Consider the following 21,468-nt stretch of genomic DNA (forward strand, 5'->3'; position numbering starts at 1 on the left):
GATCGACACGTGCGGTGTCGCACGACGCCACGGGCCACCGCGCCGACCCCCGTGCCAGCCGCCACCGGTAGGTTCGATCCCATGCGCGTGGCGACCTGGAACGTGAACTCCGTCCGCACCCGAGTGGGCCGGATCGTCGACTGGCTGGTGCGCGAGGACGTCGACGTCCTCGGCATGCAGGAGATCAAGTGCAAGCCGGAGCAGTTCCCGGTCGACGCCTTCGAGGCCGCCGGCTACCAGGTCGAGGCCCACGGGCTGAACCAGTGGAACGGCGTCGCCTTCGCCAGCCGGCTGCCGATGGAGGACGTCACCCGCGACTTCCCCGGTCAGCCGGGCTTCCTCAAGGGCCACGAGGGCCCGGACCTGCCGGTCGAGGCCCGCGCGATGGGCGTCACCGTCGACGGCGTCCGGCTGTGGAGCCTCTACGTGCCGAACGGCCGCGAGCTCGGTGACCCGCACTACACGTACAAGCTCGACTGGCTGGCCGAGCTGGCCGACCGTACGACGGAGTGGCTCGACGCGGAGCCGGAGACGCCGCTCGCGCTCATGGGCGACTGGAACGTCGCGCCGCTCGACCGCGACGTGTGGGACGTCCGGGCGTTCGAGGGTTCGACGCACGTCAGCGAGCCCGAGCGTGCGGCCTTCCGCGAGTTCGAGGCCCGCGGGCTGCAGGACGTCGTCCGTCCGATCGTCCCCGAGGGCTACACGTACTGGGACTACAAGCAGCTCCGCTTCCCCCGCAACGAGGGCATGCGGATCGACTTCGTCCTCGGGTCCCAGGCCTTCGCCGACGTCACCGTGGCGGCGACGATCCACCGCGACGAGCGGAAGGGCGACGCGCCGAGCGACCACGTGCCGGTGTCGGTCGACCTCGACCTCGAGACCTCGCTCGACGACGACCGCCCGATGATCTTCTGACCCGGCGGCCGGTCACACGGCCGCCGGTCGCACGACCGCCGCGAACGAGCACGACGTGCCGTGCGTCGACCGCCGAGCGGGCTCGATCCGTCGCGTGGGGTTGTCGAACGTTGCAGATCTGGCCCGCTCGGTCAGCCCACCAGCCAGCCCGCCCGGCCCCGGCCAGCCCTGGGCCACGCGCCGCTACGGGTGCAGCAGCGCCGCGACGAGCACCAGCACGGGCACCGACCCCACGGTGGTGATGAGGACCACGTCCCGCGCCACCGGCACCGCCGCCCGGTACCGCTGCGCGTAGTTGAAGACGTTCTGTGCCGCCGGCAGCGCCCCGAGCGTCGTGAGCACGAGGACGTCCTCGTCGTCGAGCCCGAAGACGAACCGGGCGAACACGTACGCCACTGCGGGCATCAGGATCAGCTTGAGCCCCGAGGCGACGAGCACGTCCGGCCGGGTCGAACGGTCCCGCAGCGGTGCGGCGCCGTGCAGGCTCATGCCGAAGGACAGCAGCACGAGGGGCACCGCCGCTGCGCCGACGAGCGCGAACGGCTCGAGCACCGGGGTCGGGATCTCGAGGCGGAGCGCCGAGCAGACGAGCCCCACGAGCGAGGCGATGATGATCGGGTTGCGGAACGGTCCGACCACACGCGCCCGCCACCCACCACCGTTCGCCGTCGCCGCGTCGAGCACGGTGAGCGCGAGCGGTGCCAGCACGACGAGCTGCAGCAGGATCACCGGCACGACGGCCGTCGCCTGGCCGAGCACGTAGACGGCGACCGGCAGACCGATGTTATTCGCGTTCACGTAGCCGGACGCCAGGGCACCGACCGTCGTCGTGGCCAGGGACCGGCGCAGCACCAGGCGGAAGACCAGCACCGCGACGACCGCCACGGTCACGGCGCTGACGAGCGAGACCCAGAGCATCGGTGACAGCAGCGTCTCGATGTGCGCCGTCGCGATGGTGTGGAACAGCAGGCACGGCATGAGGACGAAGAACGCCAGGCGGCTCATCACGAACTGCGCGTGCGGGCCGAGCAGGCCGGTGCGCCCGACGACGTACCCGGCGGCGATGATCGCGCCGATGATCGCGAACCCGGTCAACACGCCACCCATCGGGTCCATCCTCGCACCCCGGCCGCGGACCCGAGGCCGTTTCATGTGAACGCACTCAGCCCCGAAATGCGTTCGCATCGAACACCGTTGCAAGCACCATGACCTCGATGCCTGCCACGCTCAGCCGTTCGACCGATTCCAGCCAGCCGCTCGTGCCGCTGCTCGAGGAGCGCTGGAGCCCGCGTTCCTACGACGAGTCCGCGACGATCTCTGACGCGCAGTTCGACGCCGTCCTCGAGGCCGCTCGCTGGGCGGCGTCCGCCATGAACCACCAGCCGCGCCGCTTCATCGCCGGCCGCCGTGGCACCGAGACCTTCGCCAAGATCAACGAACACCTGCTCGGCTTCAACGCCGCGTGGGCCTTCCGCGCCAGCGCGCTGGTCGTCGGGATCCTCGAGATCGCGACCGAGGACGGCGACGAGCGCCCCTTCGCGCAGTACGACCTCGGTCAGTCGCTGACGGCGCTCACCGTGCAGGCGCACGCCGAGGGCCTCCACGTGCACCAGATGGCCGGCATCGACGCCCAGGGCCTCCGCGCCGCGTTCGACCTGCCCGAGCGGTTCGTGCCCTACACCGTGACCGCGATCGGCACCGTGGCGGACCCGTCGCAGCTCGACGAGAAGGCCGCCGAGCGCGAGGTCGCCCCGCGCACCCGCCTCCCCCTCGACGAGGTCGTGCTCGTCAAGGAGTAGTCCCCTGCAGCGAGGAGTCTCCCGCAGCAGCACGACGGCCGGGTCCCGACGGGGCCCGGCCGCCTCTGCACGGGCGTCTGGCAGGATCGACCCATGACCACGCCCCGCCTCGTCGCCTTCGACCTCGACGACACGCTCGCGCCGTCGAAGTCCCCGCTCGACCCGCGCATGCTCGAGACCTTCGCCGCCCTGCTCGCCACCGTGCCGGTCGCGGTGATCTCGGGCGGCAACTTCCAGCAGTTCGAGCAGCAGCTCGTCCACCCGCTGCGCGACCGCGACGGACTCCCGCTCGACGACCTGCACCTGCTGCCGACCTGCGGCACCGCGTACTACCGCTGGTCCGGGTCGGACTGGGCGCTGCAGTACGCCGAGGACCTCACCGACGACGAGAAGACCCGCGCGCTCGCCGCCGTGGAGACGCAGGCGAAGGCCGCCGGCTACTGGGAGTCCGAGACCTGGGGCCCGATCCTCGAGGACCGTGGCTCGCAGGTGACCTTCTCCGCGCTCGGGCAGTCCGCCCCCGTCGACGTCAAGAAGCGCTGGGACCCGACCGGCGAGAAGAAGGACCACCTGCGCCGGCTCGTGCAGGCGGAGCTCCCCGACCTCGAGGTGCGCTCGGGCGGCTCGACCAGCGTCGACATCACCCGGAAGGGCATCGACAAGGCGTACGGCATGCGCCGCCTCGCCGAGCTCACGGGCATCGACCTCGACGACATGCTGTTCGTCGGCGACCGCCTCGACCCCGAGGGCAACGACTACCCGGTGAAGGCCCTCGGCGTGCCCTGCCACGCGGTGGAGGGCTGGGAGGACACCGACGCGTTCCTGACGGAGCTCATCCCCACCCTGCGCTGACGCACACCTGACGGACGGGAGGCGCGTGGCGGGCTCGACACGCGCCTCCCGTTCGTCGTGTTGTGCGTCGCGTCGTCCGTCAGGGGATGCTGCGGACCGCCTCGACGAACGACCGGATGCGTGCGACGTCCTTGACCCCGCGCTCGGACTCCACCCCGCTCGACACGTCGACCCCGTCGGGGTCGAGCGCCTGCACCGCGGCGACGACGTTGGCGGGCGTCAGCCCGCCCGCGAGGATCCATGCCTCGTCGATCCTGCCCGCGATCGTCGCCGGGTCGACGAGCTGTCCGCTCCCCGGCACGGCGGCGTCGAGCAGGAGCAGGTCGTGGTCGAAGGCCGCCCGCTGCTCCGGGGTCTCGCGGAGGTAGTCGTCGGTCGAGACGGCACGGATGGTGAAGAACCCGGCGTCCCGCGCGCGGGCGAAGTCGCTCGCGGACTCGCGGCCGTGCAGCTGGAGGGTGGTGAGCCCGACCTCGGACGCGATGCCGACCACCTCGTCGATCTGCTGGTCCCGGAACACCCCGACGGCGTCGATCCCCTCGGGGATGCGCTCGACGAGCTCCTTCGCGAGGTCCGCGGTCACGGTGCGGGGGCTGCCGGCGGCGAAGACGAAGCCGACCGCGTCCGCGCCGGCGTCCACGGCGGCGTCCACGGTCTCGGGCGTCGACAGGCCGCAGATCTTGATCCAGCGCTGATCGCTCATGCGTCCATCCTGCCAGGGCCGGCGGCCGCTCGGACCCGGTCCGCGCACGGCGGGACCGACGTCAGTGCAGGGTGCCCGCGACGTACGCGGCGGCGCAGGCAGCCAGCACACCGAAGGTCGCGAAGGACCCCACCAGGACGTTCCGTCGACGCCAGCGGCGGACCGCGCTGAACGTGCCGCGCTTGGCGTGCCGGTGCGCGGCGCGGTGCATCTTCGTGTCCCGCTTGTGCTTCGTGCGCTCGGGACCGAGCGGCACCGGACCGGTGACCTGCGTCGACCCGCCGCGGAGCGCGCTCGCGACCGCCACCGCCGTCGGCCGCTTGGCCGGGTCGCGGTGCGTCATCTTGGCGAGCAGGTCCTTCCAGTCCGGACCGACCTCCTCGGGGACGTGCGGGTCGTTGCGGAGCCGCGCGAGCGCCGCCTCGATCAGGGTGCCGGAGTACTCCTGCTTGCCGGTCAGCGACTCGAGCAGCACCAGGCCGAGCGAGTACACGTCGGTGGCGAAGCCGATCGGTTCGCCGGCGACCTGCTCGGGGCTGAGGTAGGCGGCGGTGCCGATGATCGTGCCGTCGTTGGTCAGGCGCGAGCCGTCGACGAAGTGGGCGACGCCGAAGTCCGTCAGCTTGACCGACCGGGCGAACCCGGAGGCACCCTCGTCGTTGATGAGGATGTTCGCCGGCTTGACGTCCCGGTGCACGATGCCGCGGGAGTGCACGTAGGCCAGGGCGTCGGCCAGCTGGGCGCCGAGGTCGGCCACCTCGTAGTTGTGCAGGGCCCCACCGGCGAGACGACGCAGCAGCGTGGTGTCGGCGATGAGCTCCATCACGATGAAGCGGTGCGGGCCGTCCTCGAACTCGTGGGTGCCCGCGTCGTAGAGCGGCACGAGGCCGGGGTGCGAGAGCATGCTCAGCAGCCGGATCTCGCGCTCCTGGCGGACGCGGTCGGCCGTCGTCATCGAGTCCGGCGTCGCGAAGAGCTTCACGGCGACGGCGCGGTAGGTGTGCTCGTCCCGGGCCTCGTACACGGACCCCATCCCACCGGTTCCGATGAGCTTGACGAGGCGGTACCGGGCCGCGAGGACCGTGTCCGCTCGTGCGCCGTCGACCAGGGTCATGGGGTACATCGTTCCGTCCGGAGCCATCGGGACCGCGGCAGGCGCCTGCGTGGTGACTCACGGGCAACGGTACGCGTCCCACCTCGATCCCGCAGGGGCGTTACGACATCGTGATGGGGGACAGATCGCCTGAGATCCGCGGATGCGTGCGGGTAGCGTCCGGACTCCGCGATCTCGAGGACTACGCAAGGAGGACATCATGGCGCTGTCGAAGGGCGACGAGGTGCACTGGAACACCTCGCAGGGCAAGACGACCGGGACCGTCGTCGAGAAGAAGACGAAGGACTTCACGTTCGACGGGCAGCACTTCAAGCCCACCGATGACGACCCGTACTGGATCGTCGAGTCGGAGAAGTCCGGCAACAAGGCCGCCCACAAGGAGTCGGCCCTCACGAAGAAGTGACCGTCAGTCGTTCGCGGGTGTCGCACGTCGGCGCCCGCGAGCGGCCTCGGCCGGTGCCTCGCTCCGCCGCTGCGCACGGTCGGCTCGCGCACGGCGGACCCGGCGGACGACGAACGTCACGACGACCACGGCGATCGCGACGTAGAGCACCCGGTCGATCCACTCCGTGTACTGCTCGACCTTGTCGTACTGCGTGCCGAACGCCGCTCCCAGCAGGATGAGCGCGCTGTTCCAGATGCCGCTCGCGATGATCGTGAAGAGCGAGAACGTCGCCAGGTGCATCCGGTCCGCCCCGGCCGGCAGCGAGATGAGGCTCCGGACGATCGGCACGAACCGGCCGAAGAACACCGCGCTCTTCCCGTGCCGGTGGAACCAGTCCGCGGCCTTCCGGAAGTCGTCCTCGTCGACGAGCGGCAGCCGGCCGAGCCAGCGCACGGTCCGCTCGAAGCCGATGGCCGCCCCGAGCCAGTAGAGCACGAGCGCCCCGAGGTACGACCCGAGGGTGGCGAGCAGCAGCACGAGCACGAGGTTCATCCGCCCGGCACCGGCGAGGAAGCCCGCGAGCGGCAGGATCACCTCGGACGGGATCGGCGGGAACACGGTCTCGACGAAGAGCATGAGTGCGACGCCCCACTCCCCCAGGGCGTCGATGAGCTGGAGCACGAGGCCGGACAGGCCGCCGAGGTCCTCCGTCCCCTCCGTCCGGGACCCCGCCGTGATCGTGGCGGGCAGGGTCGGCGGCAGCGTCAGGGCGGTCGTCATGCCGCCAGTGTCCCTGAGTGTCCTGACAGACCGCGGTGCGTGCGCCCGACCGTCTCCAGGTGCCGACGTCGCCTCGAGACGCCGGTGTCGACCCGAGACGCCTCCGACGTGCCCGGCCGTGGGTCGCCGAGGTTCCGAGACTCGCCGTTCCAGGGCCGTCGAGGTTGCACGGGTGGGTGTGCAGGCGCTCGAGGTTCCGACATTGCGGAACCTCGACGACCAGTCACGGGCGCTGCGCGCGCACACGACGGACGGGAGGCCCGTGGCGGATCCGCCACGGGCCTCCCGTCCGTCAGGTGGTGACGACCGCTACACGGCGGCCGGCGCGCGCTGGCCGACCGTCTCGCCGGCCACGGCGGCCTGCTCGGCCGACGCCGCCTCGGCGGCGGGCGCCCGACGCACCCACTTCTTCAGCCCGACCAGGACGAGCGCGGAGACGACCGTGCCGGCCAGGATCGCGACGATGAACATCGCGATGTCCCCGATCGCGAAGAACACGAAGATGCCACCGTGCGGAGCGCGCGACGTGACGCCGGCACCCATCGAGATCGCACCCGTCACCGCGGCACCGATCATCGAGGCGGGGATGACGCGCAGCGGGTCGGCCGCCGCGAACGGGATCGCCCCCTCGGAGATGAAGGACGCACCGAGCAGCCAGGCGGCCTTGCCGTTCTCGCGCTCCGGCTTCGTGAAGCCGTTGCGGTACAGCACGGTCGAGGCGAGCGCCAGGGCCAGCGGCGGGACCATGCCCGCGGCCATCACGGCCGCCATGATCTCGAACGGCACCACGTTCGTGGCGGTGCCCGCACCGAGGCCGGCGACGGCGAACGCGTAGGCGACCTTGTTGACCGGGCCACCGAGGTCGAACGCCATCATCAGGCCGAGGATGATGCCGAGCAGGATCGCCGAGGCACCGGAGAGCGAGTTGAGGAACCCGGTCAGCTGGGTCATCAGCCAGGCGATCGGGCCGCCGAGCACGAGGAGCATGAGGCCCGAGGCGATGATCGACGCGAACAGCGGCATGATCACGACCGGCATGAGACCACGGAGCCAGCGCCAGGTGGGGATGCGGCCGATCCAGTAGGCGGCGGCGCCGGCGATGAGACCGCCGACGAGCCCGCCGAGGAAGCCGGCGTTCATGAAGACGGCGATCGACCCGGCGACGAAGCCCGGCGCGATGCCCGGTCGGTCGGCGATCGCGTAGGCGATGTACCCGGCGAGGGCGGCGACGAGGAACCCGAGGGACACCCCGCCGATCTGGAACGCGGCGGCGCCGAGGTAGTAGCCGAGGCCCTCCGGCGGCAGGTTGAGCAACGTGTAGTTCGTCAGCGTGTAGACGGCGTTGTTCTGCCCGGAGTCGCCGTGCGGCAGCGCGATCGCGTACCCGGAGAGCAGGAAGCCGAGCGCGATGAGCAGCCCGCCGCCCGCGACGAACGGGATCATGTAGCTCACACCCGTGAGCAGCCAGCGCTTGAGCGCCTGGCCGAAGTGCTCGTCGGTCTTGGTGGACTCCGACGTGCTCGCGGCGCCGCCCTGCACGCGTGCGGCGTGCGGGTCGTCGGATGCGCGGATGGCCTCGGCGATCATCGCGTCGGGCTCGTCGACGCCGCGCTTGACCGGTCCGGAGACGAGCGGCTTGCCGGCGAAGCGCCCGCGGTCGCGGACGTCCACGTCGACCGCGAAGACGACGGCGTCGGCACGGGCGATGATCGCCGGGTCGAGGGGCTCGACCTGCGAGGACCCCTGCGTCTCGACGTGCATCTCGGCACCGGCGCGCTCGGCCGCGGCGACGAGGGCGTCGGCGGCCATGTAGGTGTGCGCGATGCCGGTCGGGCACGCGGTGACGCCGACGATGACCTTGCGCGCACCGGTGGTGCCGCTGGTCGCGCCGCCGGCTGCGGCTGCCTGCGCGGGCTGCGTGGTCGGACGGGAGGCACTGCTCGCGTTCCCGACGCCGGCTGCGGCGACCTCGCCACCCACCTCGCGCTGGACGAGGTCGACGACCTCCTGCGGGGTGGACGCGGCACGCAGCGCGGCGGTGAAGTCCTCGCGGATGAGCGCTCGGGCCAGGGTCGACAGGACCGTGAGGTGGTCCTTGTCGGCCCCCTCGGGCACGGCGATCATGAAGACGACGTCGGCGTCGCCGTCCGGGGCGCCGAACGGCACCTTCCGGGCGAGGCGCGAGAACGCCAGCGTCGGGCTCGACACCGAGGCCGACCGGGCGTGCGGGATCGCGATGCCGCCGGGCACGCCGGTGCCCACGCTCGCCTCGCGCTTGATGGCGTCCTCGGCCAGGGTGGCGCCGTCGGCCGCGCGGCCGGTCGCGGCGACGCGGTCGGCGAGCACGCGGATGACGTCGGAGGACGTCCCGCCGAGGTCCTCGTCGAGGCCGACGAGCTCGGCGCTGATGAGGCGCTGCGTCGTGTCTGCGGACATGGGGTTGCTCCTTTGCAAGGGCGCCGTGGCGCGGGCAGTACGGGTGGTGGGGTGGCGCAGGGTTGGGTGTCCGGTCAGGCGATCGGTGCCGGGACCTGCGTCGTGTGCAGGGTCCGGACGGTCACGCTGCCGGGGTCGGTGTGGTCGAGTGCGGGGACGTCGCTGCCGGGGAGGGCCGCGGCGGCAGCTCCCGTGGCGACGGCCTGGGCGAGGCGGTCGGCGGCGGACGCCCCGGCGACCTCGGCCAGCAGGTAGCCGGCGAGGGAGGAGTCCCCCGCGCCGACCGTCGAACGGGCGACGATCCGGGGTGCCGCGGCGGCGAAGGCGCCCTCGTCCGACACCAGGACGGCGCCGGCGCTGCCGAGCGTCAGCAGCACCGTGTCGACGTGCTTGTCGCGAAGCCGGTGCGCCGCGGCGACGGCGGCCTCGAGGTCCCGCTCGTAGACCTCCGGGTCACCACCGACGACCTCGGCGAGCTCCTCGGCGTTCGGCTTCACCAGGTCGATCCGCTCCCCGGACTGCAGCAGCGCGGTGAACGGGACGCCCGACGAGTCGACCGCGATCCGGACGTCGTCGCCGTGCCGCCGGCGGACCGCGCGGACGAGCACGGCGAGGGCGTCGTCGGGCAGCCCGGGCGGGAGCGAACCGGCGAGGACGACCCAGCGGGCGGCCGGTCCGGTCGGCGTCGGGCCCGCGGCGTCGGCCACGAGCGCGGCGAGGTCGTCGAGCCGTCCGGCCAGCGAGGGGCCGGGCTCGTTGAGCTTCGTCGTCGTGCCGGTCGGCTCGGTGACGGTCACGTTCGACCGCAGCGGCGCACCGATCGGCAGCGCGAGGGTGGGGATGCCCCGGGTCGCCAGGCCGAGCAGGACGGGGTCGAGCTCGTCGCCCGGCAGGACGGCGAGGGTGTCACCACCGCTCGCGACGACCACGCGGGACACGTTGACGCCCTTGCCGCCGGGCTCGGCCGTGGTGCGCACGGCACGCTGGACGGCGCCGCGCTGCAGCTCGCCGCCGAGCTCGATCGTGCGGTCGAGGGACGGGTTGGGCGTCACGGTGACGATGCGGGTGCTGTGCTGGACGGTGCCGTTCTCGGGCCTCATGCGACCACGACCTCCACGTCGGCGTCGGCGAGCGCGACGGCGAGGTCCGCCGGGGGCTCCTGGTCGGTGACGAGCGTGTCGATCTCGTCGAGGCGTGCGAAGCGCATGAGCGCCTCCACCCCGTGCTTCGCGGCGTCGGCGAGCACGACGCTCCGGCGCGCGGCGAGGACGTACGCGCCCTTCACGCCGGCCTCGTACTCGTCGGGAGTGCTCAGCCCGAAGCCCGCGGACAGACCGTTCGTGCCGACGAAGGCGACGTCGGGGCGCAGACCGGCGATCTGCTCGACGGTCGCGGTGCCGACGGCGGCGCTCGTCACCCCGCGGACCCGGCCGCCGAGCAGGTGGAGCTCGACGTGGGCGCTGTGCTGCAGGACCGCGGCGATCGGCACGGAGTTGGTGACGACGGTCAGGGTCGCCCCGGGCGTCGCCGGCTCCCACCGTGCGAGCTCGGCGGCGACGGCGGCGCAGGTCGTACCCGCGTCGAGGGCGATCGAGCCGGTGAAGGTCGACGGCACGAGCCGCATCGCGGCGCGCGCGATCGCGGTCTTCGCGGTGCCGTGCTGTCCCTCGCGCTCGGCGACGCTGAGCTCGACGACGCTCGACCGACCGACGGGGACCGCTCCCCCGTGCACCCGGCGCAGGACACCGGCGGTCTCGAGGGCGTCGAGGTCGCGCCGGACGGTCTCGGTGGTCACGTCGAAGTGCTCGGCGAGGTCGGCGACCGACACCCGCCCGGCCGACTGCAGCGCGGCGGCGATGGCGTCCTGCCGCTCCGTTGCGTACATGCCCGAACTCCTTCGTTCCCGTTGGTTTCAGGAACTGTACGTCCAGAAGCAACACGAATGCAACTGTTCCGCAGGTGAACCAACACGAACGCAATGAACGCCCGATCCGCAGCAGCGGATCGGGCGTCCAGGACGGCGGGTCAGGCGTCGAACGGCACGCGGTCGCTCGACCCGACACCGGCGCGCTGGCGGTACGACAGGTGGCCGCCGAGGTACCCGCCGACGCCGACGACGGTCAGCCCGACGAAGCCGAGCGCCTTGCCCGCGGCGGTGTTGCCCTTCCGGCGCTGCCACCACGACAGGCCGAAGAACGTGATGCCGACCCAGTTCACGGCCTGGTGCACCCACCCGGTCCGACGCTGCTCGAGGGACAGTTCCGCCCAGTCGACGTACCCGGCGATCGAGGCACTACCGGCCGAGGCGATCCCGACCCCGGTCAGCGTCTGCGCGGCCCGCGCGTTGCCCTTCCCGCCGATCGTGTCGAGGACCGCCGCCGAGATCCAGGCACCCAGCGGCACCTGCACCATCAGCGGGTGCAGGGGGTGACCGAACGGCACGCCGTGCAGCAGCTGCCGCAGGGCCTTCGGCTTCGCGACGGCACGGACGACGCGCGTGTCGAGGTCGACGGCCTTGTCGAGCACGCTCGCGTGCTCGATGGAGTCGGTCAGGCGGCGGATGATCGGCAGCTCAGGCATGCCCTGGACGCTAGGCCGGGAGGCCCGGTGCCGGTTCCAGGAACCGGCACCGGGCCTCCAGACCGGTGCGCTGCGCGGATCACGCGCCGCCGCTCAGACGGCCGCCAGTGCCGACGTGGGCGGGATGCGCGCAGCGCGCGCAGCGGGGTAGAGCCCGGAGACGCCGCCGATCACCACGGTCGCCGCGAGGCCACCACCGACCGCCCAGAGCGGGATCGCCACCGGCCAGCCCTGGCCGACCGCGAAGGTGATGGTCACCGCGAGCCCGATGACGACGCCGGCCACGCCGCCGAGGAACGACAGCAACAGCGACTCCACCAGGAACTGGTCGCGGATGTTCCGTCGACGGGCACCGAGCGCGCGGCGGACGCCGACCTCGGCCCGGCGTTCGAGGACGGTGATCACCATCGTGTTCGCCACGCCGATGCCCCCGACCAGCAGGGCGACCCCGCCGATGCCGACGAGGAGGCCCGTGAAGGAGTCGTCCGTCGCGTTCTTCGCCGCGAGGGCGTCGGACGGACGGGTCACGCCGACCTCCTGCGGCCGATCGGGCCGGACCGCGTTCGCGAGGACGTCGCGCGCCGCCGCCACGCGCTCCGGGTCCACGCGGGTGTAGACCGCCGTCGGGTGCCCGTCGAAGCCGAGGGACGCCGCGAACCCCCGCGGGACGAAGACCTGGTTGTCCAGGTCCTCCGCGAGCTGCATCGGCGCGAGGATCCCGACGACCTGCACCCGCTGCCCGCCGATCCACACCGCGGTGTCCGGGCGGAGCCGGTCGATCCCGAGGTTCTCGGCCGCCGCCGCACCGAGTACCGCCTGCGCGGGAGCGTCCGGTGACGGGTCGACCCAGCGGCCGGCCGCGAGCGACCCGCCGAGCACCGCGGGGACGTCGCCCCACGTCGTCATCACGCCGACGCCCTTCGTCTCCGCGGCCGGCACGAAGGGGCTGCGGTAGACCCGGCCGTCCTCCGCCTCTCCGACGCCCGCGGCGGCCTGCACGTCGGGCTGGCGGAGGACGGACTCGACGGCGGTCGTGGGCAGGGGCGCGACCTCCCCGAACCCCTGCGCCTTCGTCACGGTCAGGACGTTCGTCCCGAGCGCGTCGAGCACCCGGTCGAGCGCCGCCTTGCTCGACGACGAGATCCCGACGACGGCGATCATCGCGGCGATGCCGATCGCGATGCCGAGCGCCGACAGCACGACCCGGCCCGGCCGCGTCCGGAGGCCGAAGACCCCGAGCCGGAGGAGGTCACCCGGACCGACCGTCCGTGTCCGCGGCCCCGCTGGGCGCACCGTGTGCGCGCTCACCGGGCGACCCCGGCGATCGCGTCAGCGAGCGCCCCGGCGTCCGACGTGCTGGAGTCCTCCTCGACGGCGCCGTCGCGCATGCGCACCTGCCGCGGCAGCGACGCCGCCAGGGCGAGGTCGTGCGTGATGACGAGCACCGTCGTCCCGCCGTCGTTCAGCTCGCGGAGCAGTGCCAGGATCCGCTGCCCGCTCGCGCTGTCCAGCGCTCCGGTGGGTTCGTCGGCCAGCAGGATCGTGGGGTCGCCGACGATGGCGCGGGCGATCGCGACGCGCTGCTTCTCGCCGCCGGACAGCTCGGTCGGGCGGTGACCGACACGGTGGCCGAGGCCGACCCGTCCGAGGGCGTCCTCCGCGCGCTCCAGGCGGGCGCGCCGCGGGACCCCGGCGTAGAGGAGCCCGTCGGCGACGTTCTCCGCCGCCGTCGCGCCCGCCTGCAGGTGGAAGTGCTGGAAGACGAACCCGATGTGCTCGGCGCGGAGCCGCGAGAGGTCGTCGTCGCGCATCGACCCGACGTCGTGCCCGGCGATCCGCACGGTGCCGGACGTCGGTCGGTCGAGCGTGCCCACCGTGTTGAGCATCGTGGACTTGCCCGACCCGGAGGGGCCGACGACCGCCACGAGCTCCCCCGCGGTGACGTCCAGCGAGACGCCGCGGAGTGCCTGGACGTCGCCGTAGGTCTTCACGACGTCACGGAGGTGGACCACCGTCGCCGCCGCGGTCGGCCCGGCGGTCGGCCCGGCGGTGGGCCCGGCGGCTGTTCCCTCGGCGAGGGACGCGACGCTCACGAGGGCACCACGACCTCGTCGCCCTCGTGCACGGCACCGGTGACCGCCGCGCGTCCGTCGGCGACGAGTCCGACCTCGACGCGGACGCGCTTCGTGGTGCCGTCACGTCGGACGACCTCGACGCTGTACTCGCCGCCGCGGCCGCCGGCGGCGAGCGCCTGCACCGGCACGGACAGCACGTCCGTCGCGGTCTGACCGGGCGCCTCGACCTGCACGGACGCCGCAGCCGGCAGCTGTCGGTCGCCGGCGTCGAACGCGATCGTGGTGACCACGGTCTTCCCATCGCCGTCCGCCTCGCTCGTCTCGGCGTCGACCACCTCGCCGTCGACCGGGGCACCGCCACCGTTGATCCGGACGCGCACCTTCGCCCCGACGGGCAGGCGCTCCGCGTCGGTCTGCGACACCGAGGCGTTCACGACCCGCTTGGTGCTGGTCACCTCGAGGACGTCGCCGGCGGCCGGCTGCCCGAGCTTCGCGACCACCGAGTCGACCCGCACGGCCCCGTCGACGAACACGACGTCGTTCGCCGTGATCGTCCCCGTGCGCTCCAGGCCCCGGTCCCGCTGCCACCGCTTCACGGCGGCGAGCGTGCGCTTCCCGAAGACCTCGTCGACGGAGACGTCGTACCCGAGCGCAGCGAGGTCCTCGTTGAGCTGCCGGACGTCGGCACCCTTGTCGCCGTACTCGAGCGTCCGCCAGAGCGGCGTCGTGCCGTACATCGCGCGGACGGGCCGCTCGTCGACCGCGTAGAGCGGCTGGTCCTGCTCGACGACCTGCCCGGGTTCCGGCAACCAGGTCACGGTGCCGGATGCTGCGCCGGGCACACCGGTCGGGGCGCCGTACCCGAGGGTGCCGGCGAACACCTTCGAGTCGGTGAGGTCGCCCTTCGTGACGGGGGCCGTGGCGTGGTGCGTCCGGCCCTGGGCGGCGGACGACTCCTGCGGCGCACCGCCGACGACCGCCCACGTGCCGAGGCCAGCGGCCAGCACGGCGACCAGGCATGCCGAGAGGACGGCCGTGCGCTTCGTCGTGGTGCTGTTCACTGCGTCACCACGCTCGCGCCGGCCCCTTCGTAGCACTTCCGGAGCACCTCCCCGAACTCTGGGTCACCCGCGGGCGGGGAGTACGCGTCGGCGTCGCGGGAATCGTCCGGGTAGTCGGCGTACCCCGCCTTCCGCATGCACTTCCCGACCTTCGTCTGGATCGCCAGGAACTCCGGATCGTTCTGGGCCTCCTCGGCCTGACGCGCGGTCTCGGGATCGTGCTCCTTCGTGCACTTCTCCAACACCTCCTGCCGATCGGAGATGTCCCCGTCGGTCGGGAAGCGCTGGTAGTCGTCGTCGGTCACGTCGTAGCCCGCGTCGCGCATGCAGGACGCGACGGCGTGAGCGACGCTCGACCGGGCAGGTCCGGACGACGACGATGCGGGATCCGGTCCGGCTGCGGAACAGCCGGCGAGGACGCCGGCGAGGACGAGGAACGCCGCGGCGATCCCGGTGCGGGTGGCGATGGTGGTCATGGTGGTGTCTCCGATGCTCGTCGTGCTGGTGGTCAGGTGCCGGTGGTCAGGTGCCGACGATCACCGGCCCAGCTGCTGGGTGTCCGGGGCGTGCTTGCTCAGGCAGGACGAGAGGGTGTCCTGGAACTCCGGCTCCTGTGCGCGCGGGTAGTCGCCGTAGTTGATGACGCCCGGTTCCTGCTCCGGCGCATCCGGGTACTGCTCACGGACGCAGGAGTCCACCGCTGCGTACTGGCGCTTCCACTTGTCCTTCTGCGCCGAGTCGGCACCCGTGATGCCGAGGTCCGATGCGCACTTGCCGGACGCCTCGGTGAAGCGCTCCGCATCCACGCCGGCCGGCGAGGTCACCGCCCCGCTCCGGACCTGGTCGTCCGACGGGTCCTCGACCTGGAAGCCGGCGGTACGCATGCAGTCGCCCCACTTCGCGCCGACCGATGCCGCAGCGTTTCCGGTGGACGGCGAGGTCGGCGTCGAGGAGCAGGCGGCGAGGGCGGTCGGCCCGACGAGCGCGAGGGCGAGGACGGCGGCGGCGCGGACCAGTCGGGGGGTTCGTGTGGTGTCGTTCATGTGCTCCAGCACATCGCAGACGGTGTTTCGCCAGCGTGTGGCGGAGGGTTACACCGACGAAACAGCGGGCGGGCGGACGAGCACGGCGACACGCAGCCCGCCACCGGGACGCGGTTCGATGCGGACGTCCCAGCCGTGCGCATCGGCGATCGCGACGACGATCGACAGCCCCAGACCGCTGTGCCGCTTCGATCCGGCGTGCCCACCGCGGTGGAACGGCTCGGTCAGCGTCGCGACGTCTGCCGACGGGACGAGCGGCCCGGTGTTCTCCACGGTGACACCGCACGGCCCGGTCCGGACCAGCACCGCGCCGCCGTCGTGGTTGTACTCGACGGCGTTGTCGACGAGGTTGGCGACGAGCTGCCGCGCCAGGAGCGCCTCGCCGGTCAGCCCGACCGGAGCGGAGGCGCTCTCGGTGTGGATCGTCACCCCGACACCCTCGGCCTGGGGTCGGGCCTGGGCGACGACGTCGCGGACGATCGTGTCGAGGTCCACCGGCGCGCCGCGGTCCTCCAGCCCGCGTTCGGCCTCGGCGAGCACGAGCAGCGACTCGACGAGGTGCTCGGTCCGCCGGTTCTGCTCCAGCAGCTCGCTCCGGACCGACGCGACCTCCCCCGGCGAGGCGTCGTCGGGCAGGCCGATCTGCAGGGAGGCCCGCTGGACCGCGAGCGGGGTCCGGAGCTCGTGCGCCGCCTGCGCCACGAACCGCCGCTGGCTCGCGAACGCCGCCTCGAGCCGGTCGAGCAGGGCGTCGATCGTCGCCGAGAGCCGTCGGAGCTCGTCGTCGGGTCCGTCCAGGGCGACCCGCTCGTGCAGCGTCGACGCCGAGATGCGGTTCGTGGTGGCCGTGATGCGGTCGATCGGGCGCAGCACCCTGCGGCTGAGGACCCATCCGAGCACGCCGGCGAGCACGCCGGCCGCGACGATGCCGACGGCGGACCACTGCCACTGCTGGGCGGCGACCACGCGGACGAACGCGGCACTGCCGCTCACGCCGGTGGACACGCGTGCGGTCGCGTCCGGGTCGGGCGCGATGGACGCGACGTGCGACCACGTCGAGGTCGGACCGGAAGCGTCGGCGGTGACGCTCAGCGATCGCTGCGACGCGAGGTTCACGAAGGCCAGGACACCCGCGGTGAGCACCATCGACGACACCGCGAACCCGACGGCCGTCCGGGTGCCGATGCTCCAGATCCGCGTCACAACGCGTACCCGCACCCGGGCACGGTCCGGATCGGGTCCGGGGTCCCGAGCTTCTTGCGGAGCTTCGACACCGTCACCCGGACGGCCGCGGTGAACGGGTCGATGTTCATGTCCCAGACCTTCTCGAGCAGCTCCTCGGACGACACGATCCGGCCGTCCGCGCGGAGCAGCACCTCGAGCACCCCGAGCTCCTTGGAGGTCAGGTCGAGCGGGCGGCCGTCCCGCGTCGCCACCCGCCGGTTCGAGTCGAGGACGAGACCGGCCCGCTCCAGCACCGGCGCCACCGGCGGCACGCTCCGCCGCCCCAGGGCACGCACCCGGGCGACGAGCTCCGGGTACTCGAACGGCTTCGCGAGGTAGTCGTCCGCGCCGAGCTCGAGCCCGTGCACGCGGTCTGCGAGTGCGGTCGCGGCGGTGAGCATGAGGATGCGGGTGAGCGAGCCGCGGGCGGCGAGCCGACGGGCGACCTCGTCCCCGTGCAGCCCCGGCAGGTCGCGGTCGAGCACCACCACGTCGTAGTCGTTCACCGCGAGGAGCTCGTCCGCATCGTCGCCCCGGTAGGCGACGTCGACGGCCATGTCCTGGCGGCAGAGCCCCTTCGCGACGAGGTCGGCCAGGGAGGTCTCATCGTCCACCACGAGTACACGCACGCGTGACATTTCACATGCATTGCTTAGGAGTCGGCTGAGTCGAGGTGCACCGTCCCCCGCCGTTCGTCGACCCGCACGACGTACTCGGTCGCACCCGCGGACCGGGCGATGAACAGGGGGACGGTGTCGACGGTGTGTGGTTCCATGCGCCCACCGTCCCGCCTGCGCTGTTTCGCCGCCGTAACGCTCCCGGGGTCGACCTACTCCTCGACGATCTCCGCCAGCTCGAACGGCTCCACCGTGAGTGCGTCGCCACCCGCGGCGACGTCGACCCGGACGGTGTCGCCGTCGCGCACGTCGCCCGACAGGATCGCCCGCGCCAGCCGGTCGTCGATCTGCCGCTGCATCAGGCGGCGGAGCGGGCGGGCCCCGTACACCGGGTCGTACCCGCGCTCCGCCAGCCACCCGCGGGCGGAGGGCGTGACGGCGAGGTCGAGTCGTCGGTCGGTGAGGCGACGTGCCAGCCGGTCGACGTCCAGCGAGACGATCTGACCGAGGTCCTCGGTGGTGAGCGCTTGGAACACGACGATGTCGTCGAGCCGGTTCACGAACTCGGGTCGGAACGCCTGCTGCACGAGCTCCCGCACGGCCTCCTCGCGCTGGACCTCGGTCAGCGTCAGGTCGGTCATGAACTGCGAGCCGAGGTTCGACGTCAGGATCACGATCGTGTTCCGGAAGTCGACCGTCCGACCCTGCCCGTCCGTGAGCCGGCCGTCGTCGAGCACCTGGAGCAGGACGTCGAAGACCTCGGGGTGCGCCTTCTCGACCTCGTCGAGCAGCACCACGGAGTACGGGCGCCGACGGACGGTCTCGGTGAGCTGCCCGCCGGCCTCGTACCCGACGTACCCGGGCGGGGCGCCGATGAGCCGCGCGACCGAGTGCTTCTCGCCGTACTCGCTCATGTCGATGCGGACGAGGGCCTTCTCGTCGTCGAACAGGAACTCGGCGAGCGCCTTGGCCAGCTCGGTCTTGCCGACGCCGGTCGGGCCGAGGAACAGGAACGAGCCCGTCGGACGGTCCGGGTCCGAGATCCCGGCGCGGGTGCGACGGACCGCCTCGGACACGGTCGACACCGCGGCGCGCTGCCCGATGATCCGGCGACCGAGCTCGGTCTCCAGGTGCAGGAGCTTCTCGGTCTCGCCCTGCAGCAGGCGGCCCATCGGGATGCCCGTCCACTGTGCGATCACGGCGGCGATGTCCTCGTCCGCGACGCTGTCGTTCACCATGCGGTCCGCGCTCTCGGCTTGCTCGGCGGCGGCCAGCTCGGCCTCGATGCGCGGCTTCTCGCCGTACTCGAGCCGCGAGACCGTCTCGTAGTCGGCCTCGCGCTGGGCACGCTGGCTGCGCATGTTGAGCTCGTCGAGCTGCTGCTTGAGCTCACCGATGCGGTTGAGGCTCGCGCGCTCGGCCTGCCAGCGCTGCTCGAGCTCGTCGAGCCGCGCCTGCCGGCTGTCGAGCTCAGCGCGCAGGGTCGCGAGCCGCGCCTTCGACGCGTCGTCCCGCTCCTGCTTCAGCGCGAACTCCTCGACCCGCAGGCGGTCGACGCTGCGCTTGAGCTCGTCGATCTCGACCGGGCTCGAGTCGATCTCCATGCGGAGTCGGCTCGCCGCCTCGTCGATGAGGTCGATCGCCTTGTCCGGCAGCTGTCGACCGGAGATGTACCGGTTCGACAGGCTCGCGGCGGCCACCAGCGCGGAGTCGTTGATCGTCACCTTGTGGTGCGCCTCGTACCGCTCCTTGAGTCCGCGGAGGATCGCCACGGTGTCCTCGACGCTCGGCTCCCCCACGAACACCTGCTGGAAGCGCCGCTCGAGGGCGGCGTCCTTCTCGATGTACTCGCGGTACTCGTCGAGGGTCGTCGCGCCGATCAGCCGCAGCTCTCCGCGTGCGAGCATCGGCTTGAGCATGTTCGATGCCGCGACGGAGCCCTCGCCGCCGCCGGCACCCATGAGTGTGTGCAGCTCGTCGATGAAGGTGATGACCTGGCCGTCGGAGTCGTCGATCTCCTTGAGGACGGCCTTGAGCCGCTCCTCGAACTCGCCGCGGTACTTCGCCCCGGCGATGAGCGCGGACATGTCGAGCGACACGAGTCGCTTGTCCTTCAACGAGTCGGCGACGTCGCCGGCGACGATGCGCTGCGCCAGGCCCTCGACCACGGCGGTCTTGCCGACACCCGGCTCGCCGATGAGGACCGGGTTGTTCTTGGTCCGGCGCGTCAGCACCTGGGAGACGCGGCGGATCTCTGCGTCACGGCCGATCACCGGGTCGAGCTTGCCGCTCCGCGCGATCGCGGTCAGGTCGACGCCGTACTGCTCGAGGGCGGTCTTCTGCCGTTCCTGCGAGTCGGGGGCGCCCTGGAGGTTCGCCATGCGGTCCGTCCTTTCCGTGCGGTGGTGGTGTACTTGAGTCTACTGCACTCAACTTACGAGCGCAGCGGTGCATTCCGGATCCCGACCGCGCTGACGACGGCCCCGGCTGCCAGCAGCAGCGCCATCACGACCATCGCGCGGTGCAGTCCGTCGACGCTCACCCCGCCGCCCAGGACGACGCCTGCCAGGGCCACCGTCACCAGCCCGGCGATGCGGGCGACCGCGTTGTTCACGGCGGATCCGGCACCGGCCTCCGCCTGCGGCACCGATCCGAGCACGGCACTCGTCAGCGGCGTCACCATGGTCGCGATCCCCGCGCCGATCAGCACCAGCCCGGGCAGCACCGACCACCAGTAGCCCGCCGGGTCGTCGCCGGCGAGCAGCATGAGCAGCGCGCCGACCGCGGCCACGGCCGGCCCGGCAGCCATGAACCACCGCGGACCGTACCGGCCGGCGAACGAACCGACCGTGGTGGACAGCGCCAGGAGCATCAGCGTGGGCGGCAACGTCGCGAGTCCGGCCACCCAGGCGGGGAAGCCCCACACCTCCTGCAGGAACAGGGTCACGACGAAGAACACCATCCCGAGCGCCCCGTAGATCGAGAGCGTCGCCAGGTTGCCGACCGTGAAGTTGCGTGCCCGGAAGAGCTCGAGCGGCACCAGGGGCGGACCGGCGGTGCGGGTCACGCGGAGCTCCCACGGCACGAACGCCACGAGGGACGCGGCGCCGAGCACGAGCGCGGCGACCACCACCGGGGCGCCCCACCCGAGGCGCTCCTGCTCGATCAGGCCGAGGACGACACCGCCGACCCCGACCACGGCGAGCACCGCGCCGACGACGTCCACCCGCGGACGGTCACCGGTGACCACGTCGCCGGAGATCCGCCGGACCAGGGGGATCGTCACCGCGATCGGCACGGCCGTCACGACGAAGATCCAGCGCCAGCCGATGCCGTCGACGATCAGCCCGCCGACGACCGGCCCGAGGATGGACGCCGCACTCGACCAGGCCGTCCACGACCCGATCGCCTTCGCCTGCGCCGCACCCCGGAACGCCGCGACGATGAGCGCCAGGGCACTCGGGGTCACCAGCGCTCCACCGACGCCCTGGAACGCCCGGGCGACGACCAGGACCTCGCCGGTCGGTGCGATCGCGCACACCACCGAGGCGACGCCGAAGACGACCAGGCCCCACCGGATGATCCGGACGCGGCCGAACAGGTCGGAGAGGGAGCCGGCGACCAGGATCAACGAGCCGAGCGTGACCAGGTAGGCGTCCACGGTCCACTGCTGCACGACGAGACCACCGCCGAGCTCCCGGCGGATCGCCGGCAGGGCGACGTTGACGACGCTCGAGTCGAGCCCGACGACGAACGACGCCAGGATCGCGACCACGAGGACCACTCGGCGGTCGTCGCGGAGCGGAGCCGTTGCGGCCGGAGCGGTCATGCGCCCATCATCCTCGCCGGCGACACCCGGCGACCGGTTGCACCGACGAAAC

The 21,468-nt window shown here is 72.4% G+C and carries 22 protein-coding genes; 4 read left to right on the forward strand and 18 right to left on the reverse strand.

Going from position 1 to position 21,468, the window contains the following annotated elements; genetic code table 11:
* Positions 1–81: 81 nt before the first annotated feature.
* Positions 82–918, forward strand: a complete 837-nt coding sequence (locus H7A69_RS05180; RefSeq protein ID WP_069712372.1) for an exodeoxyribonuclease III — start codon at positions 82–84, stop codon at positions 916–918.
* A 183-nt stretch (positions 919–1,101) separates the two neighbouring features.
* On the opposite strand, the gene H7A69_RS05185 is transcribed toward H7A69_RS05180, so the two are convergent.
* Positions 1,102–2,025: an AEC family transporter gene (locus H7A69_RS05185; RefSeq protein WP_069712371.1), complete on the reverse strand. Its 924-nt coding sequence runs from the start codon at positions 2,023–2,025 to the stop codon at positions 1,102–1,104.
* A gap of 107 nt (positions 2,026–2,132) precedes the next feature.
* Here H7A69_RS05185 and H7A69_RS05190 point away from each other — a divergent pair, with 107 nt between their 5' ends.
* Together H7A69_RS05190 and H7A69_RS05195 are read left to right on the forward strand one after the other, a co-directional pair.
* Entirely contained in the window at positions 2,133–2,717 is a 585-nt protein-coding gene (locus H7A69_RS05190) for a nitroreductase family protein (RefSeq protein ID WP_259346093.1), read from the forward strand.
* A gap of 93 nt (positions 2,718–2,810) precedes the next feature.
* The gene (locus H7A69_RS05195) at positions 2,811–3,569 is read left to right on the forward strand and encodes an HAD-IIB family hydrolase (RefSeq protein ID WP_182046089.1); all 759 of its coding nucleotides are present in this window, start codon (positions 2,811–2,813) and stop codon (positions 3,567–3,569) included.
* Between the two features lie 79 nt (positions 3,570–3,648).
* Here H7A69_RS05195 and H7A69_RS05200 read toward each other — a convergent pair whose 3' ends face one another.
* Complete coding sequence (locus H7A69_RS05200; protein WP_182046090.1) at positions 3,649–4,272, reverse strand: phosphoribosylanthranilate isomerase; 624 nt, start codon at positions 4,270–4,272, stop codon at positions 3,649–3,651.
* Between the two features lie 61 nt (positions 4,273–4,333).
* The gene (locus H7A69_RS05205) at positions 4,334–5,386 is read right to left on the reverse strand and encodes a serine/threonine-protein kinase (protein WP_182046091.1); all 1,053 of its coding nucleotides are present in this window, start codon (positions 5,384–5,386) and stop codon (positions 4,334–4,336) included.
* Between the two features lie 199 nt (positions 5,387–5,585).
* On the opposite strand from H7A69_RS05205, the gene H7A69_RS05210 reads away from it, so the two are divergent.
* Entirely contained in the window at positions 5,586–5,789 is a 204-nt protein-coding gene (locus tag H7A69_RS05210; protein WP_069712366.1) for a DUF2945 domain-containing protein, read from the forward strand.
* Between the two features lie 3 nt (positions 5,790–5,792).
* Here H7A69_RS05210 and H7A69_RS05215 read toward each other — a convergent pair whose 3' ends face one another.
* The 15 genes from H7A69_RS05215 to H7A69_RS05280 form a co-directional block, all read right to left on the reverse strand.
* Positions 5,793–6,551, reverse strand: a complete 759-nt coding sequence (locus H7A69_RS05215; protein WP_182046092.1) for a DedA family protein — start codon at positions 6,549–6,551, stop codon at positions 5,793–5,795.
* Positions 6,552–6,860: 309 nt separating this feature from the next.
* The gene (locus tag H7A69_RS05220; RefSeq protein ID WP_182046093.1) at positions 6,861–8,987 is read right to left on the reverse strand and encodes a fructose-specific PTS transporter subunit EIIC; all 2,127 of its coding nucleotides are present in this window, start codon (positions 8,985–8,987) and stop codon (positions 6,861–6,863) included.
* A gap of 74 nt (positions 8,988–9,061) precedes the next feature.
* Positions 9,062–10,087 carry a 1-phosphofructokinase family hexose kinase gene (locus tag H7A69_RS05225; protein WP_182046094.1) on the reverse strand — a complete coding sequence of 342 codons (1,026 nt, stop codon included), beginning with the start codon at positions 10,085–10,087 and terminating at the stop codon, positions 9,062–9,064.
* Entirely contained in the window at positions 10,084–10,872 is a 789-nt protein-coding gene (locus tag H7A69_RS05230) for a DeoR/GlpR family DNA-binding transcription regulator (protein WP_182046095.1), read from the reverse strand. Before H7A69_RS05230 ends, H7A69_RS05225 begins: the two co-directional genes overlap by 4 nt.
* 140 nt (positions 10,873–11,012) lie before the next feature.
* Positions 11,013–11,567 carry a DUF2231 domain-containing protein gene (locus H7A69_RS05235; RefSeq protein WP_069712039.1) on the reverse strand — a complete coding sequence of 185 codons (555 nt, stop codon included), beginning with the start codon at positions 11,565–11,567 and terminating at the stop codon, positions 11,013–11,015.
* Positions 11,568–11,660: 93 nt separating this feature from the next.
* Complete coding sequence (locus tag H7A69_RS05240) at positions 11,661–12,875, reverse strand: ABC transporter permease (protein ID WP_259346094.1); 1,215 nt, start codon at positions 12,873–12,875, stop codon at positions 11,661–11,663.
* Complete coding sequence (locus H7A69_RS05245; RefSeq protein WP_182046116.1) at positions 12,872–13,579, reverse strand: ABC transporter ATP-binding protein; 708 nt, start codon at positions 13,577–13,579, stop codon at positions 12,872–12,874. Before H7A69_RS05245 ends, H7A69_RS05240 begins: the two co-directional genes overlap by 4 nt.
* Positions 13,580–13,656: 77 nt before the next feature.
* Positions 13,657–14,703 carry an efflux RND transporter periplasmic adaptor subunit gene (locus H7A69_RS05250; protein WP_182046096.1) on the reverse strand — a complete coding sequence of 349 codons (1,047 nt, stop codon included), beginning with the start codon at positions 14,701–14,703 and terminating at the stop codon, positions 13,657–13,659.
* On the reverse strand, positions 14,700–15,179 hold the full coding sequence (locus tag H7A69_RS05255) for a hypothetical protein (RefSeq protein ID WP_182046097.1): 480 nt from the start codon (positions 15,177–15,179) through the stop codon (positions 14,700–14,702). Before H7A69_RS05255 ends, H7A69_RS05250 begins: the two co-directional genes overlap by 4 nt.
* A gap of 60 nt (positions 15,180–15,239) precedes the next feature.
* On the reverse strand, positions 15,240–15,746 hold the full coding sequence (locus tag H7A69_RS05260) for a hypothetical protein (protein WP_182046098.1): 507 nt from the start codon (positions 15,744–15,746) through the stop codon (positions 15,240–15,242).
* A gap of 48 nt (positions 15,747–15,794) precedes the next feature.
* Complete coding sequence (locus H7A69_RS05265; protein WP_182046099.1) at positions 15,795–16,964, reverse strand: sensor histidine kinase; 1,170 nt, start codon at positions 16,962–16,964, stop codon at positions 15,795–15,797.
* Positions 16,946–17,599 (reverse strand): response regulator transcription factor, encoded by a 654-nt coding sequence (locus tag H7A69_RS05270; RefSeq protein WP_220456194.1) that lies wholly within the window; start codon positions 17,597–17,599, stop codon positions 16,946–16,948. The genes H7A69_RS05265 and H7A69_RS05270 overlap by 19 nt, the downstream gene beginning before the upstream one ends.
* Before the next feature lie 23 nt (positions 17,600–17,622).
* Positions 17,623–17,745, reverse strand: a complete 123-nt coding sequence (locus H7A69_RS17410; RefSeq protein ID WP_259346095.1) for a hypothetical protein — start codon at positions 17,743–17,745, stop codon at positions 17,623–17,625.
* A 54-nt stretch (positions 17,746–17,799) separates the two neighbouring features.
* Complete coding sequence (locus tag H7A69_RS05275) at positions 17,800–19,968, reverse strand: ATP-dependent Clp protease ATP-binding subunit (protein WP_182046101.1); 2,169 nt, start codon at positions 19,966–19,968, stop codon at positions 17,800–17,802.
* A 53-nt stretch (positions 19,969–20,021) separates the two neighbouring features.
* The gene (locus H7A69_RS05280) at positions 20,022–21,416 is read right to left on the reverse strand and encodes an MFS transporter (protein ID WP_182046102.1); all 1,395 of its coding nucleotides are present in this window, start codon (positions 21,414–21,416) and stop codon (positions 20,022–20,024) included.
* Positions 21,417–21,468: the final 52 nt, after the last annotated feature.

Source organism: Curtobacterium sp. ME26, assembly GCF_903970945.1.
Lineage (GTDB): Bacteria > Actinomycetota > Actinomycetes > Actinomycetales > Microbacteriaceae > Curtobacterium > Curtobacterium citri.

What these genes read in the sequence shown, in the direction of transcription:
- H7A69_RS05180 (WP_069712372.1), top strand. Translation starts at nt 82, where the DNA reads ATGCGCGTGGCGACCTGGAACGTGAACTCCGTCCGCACCCGAGTGGGC.
- H7A69_RS05185 (WP_069712371.1), bottom strand. Translation starts at nt 2,025, where the DNA reads ATGGGTGGCGTGTTGACCGGGTTCGCGATCATCGGCGCGATCATCGCC.
- H7A69_RS05190 (WP_259346093.1), top strand. Translation starts at nt 2,133, where the DNA reads ATGCCTGCCACGCTCAGCCGTTCGACCGATTCCAGCCAGCCGCTCGTG.
- H7A69_RS05195 (WP_182046089.1), top strand. Translation starts at nt 2,811, where the DNA reads ATGACCACGCCCCGCCTCGTCGCCTTCGACCTCGACGACACGCTCGCG.
- H7A69_RS05200 (WP_182046090.1), bottom strand. Translation starts at nt 4,272, where the DNA reads ATGAGCGATCAGCGCTGGATCAAGATCTGCGGCCTGTCGACGCCCGAG.
- H7A69_RS05205 (WP_182046091.1), bottom strand. Translation starts at nt 5,386, where the DNA reads ATGACCCTGGTCGACGGCGCACGAGCGGACACGGTCCTCGCGGCCCGG.
- H7A69_RS05210 (WP_069712366.1), top strand. Translation starts at nt 5,586, where the DNA reads ATGGCGCTGTCGAAGGGCGACGAGGTGCACTGGAACACCTCGCAGGGC.
- H7A69_RS05215 (WP_182046092.1), bottom strand. Translation starts at nt 6,551, where the DNA reads ATGACGACCGCCCTGACGCTGCCGCCGACCCTGCCCGCCACGATCACG.
- H7A69_RS05220 (WP_182046093.1), bottom strand. Translation starts at nt 8,987, where the DNA reads ATGTCCGCAGACACGACGCAGCGCCTCATCAGCGCCGAGCTCGTCGGC.
- H7A69_RS05225 (WP_182046094.1), bottom strand. Translation starts at nt 10,087, where the DNA reads ATGAGGCCCGAGAACGGCACCGTCCAGCACAGCACCCGCATCGTCACC.
- H7A69_RS05230 (WP_182046095.1), bottom strand. Translation starts at nt 10,872, where the DNA reads ATGTACGCAACGGAGCGGCAGGACGCCATCGCCGCCGCGCTGCAGTCG.
- H7A69_RS05235 (WP_069712039.1), bottom strand. Translation starts at nt 11,567, where the DNA reads ATGCCTGAGCTGCCGATCATCCGCCGCCTGACCGACTCCATCGAGCAC.
- H7A69_RS05255 (WP_182046097.1), bottom strand. Translation starts at nt 15,179, where the DNA reads ATGACCACCATCGCCACCCGCACCGGGATCGCCGCGGCGTTCCTCGTC.
- H7A69_RS05260 (WP_182046098.1), bottom strand. Translation starts at nt 15,746, where the DNA reads ATGAACGACACCACACGAACCCCCCGACTGGTCCGCGCCGCCGCCGTC.
- H7A69_RS17410 (WP_259346095.1), bottom strand. Translation starts at nt 17,745, where the DNA reads ATGGAACCACACACCGTCGACACCGTCCCCCTGTTCATCGCCCGGTCC.
- H7A69_RS05275 (WP_182046101.1), bottom strand. Translation starts at nt 19,968, where the DNA reads ATGGCGAACCTCCAGGGCGCCCCCGACTCGCAGGAACGGCAGAAGACC.
- H7A69_RS05280 (WP_182046102.1), bottom strand. Translation starts at nt 21,416, where the DNA reads ATGACCGCTCCGGCCGCAACGGCTCCGCTCCGCGACGACCGCCGAGTG.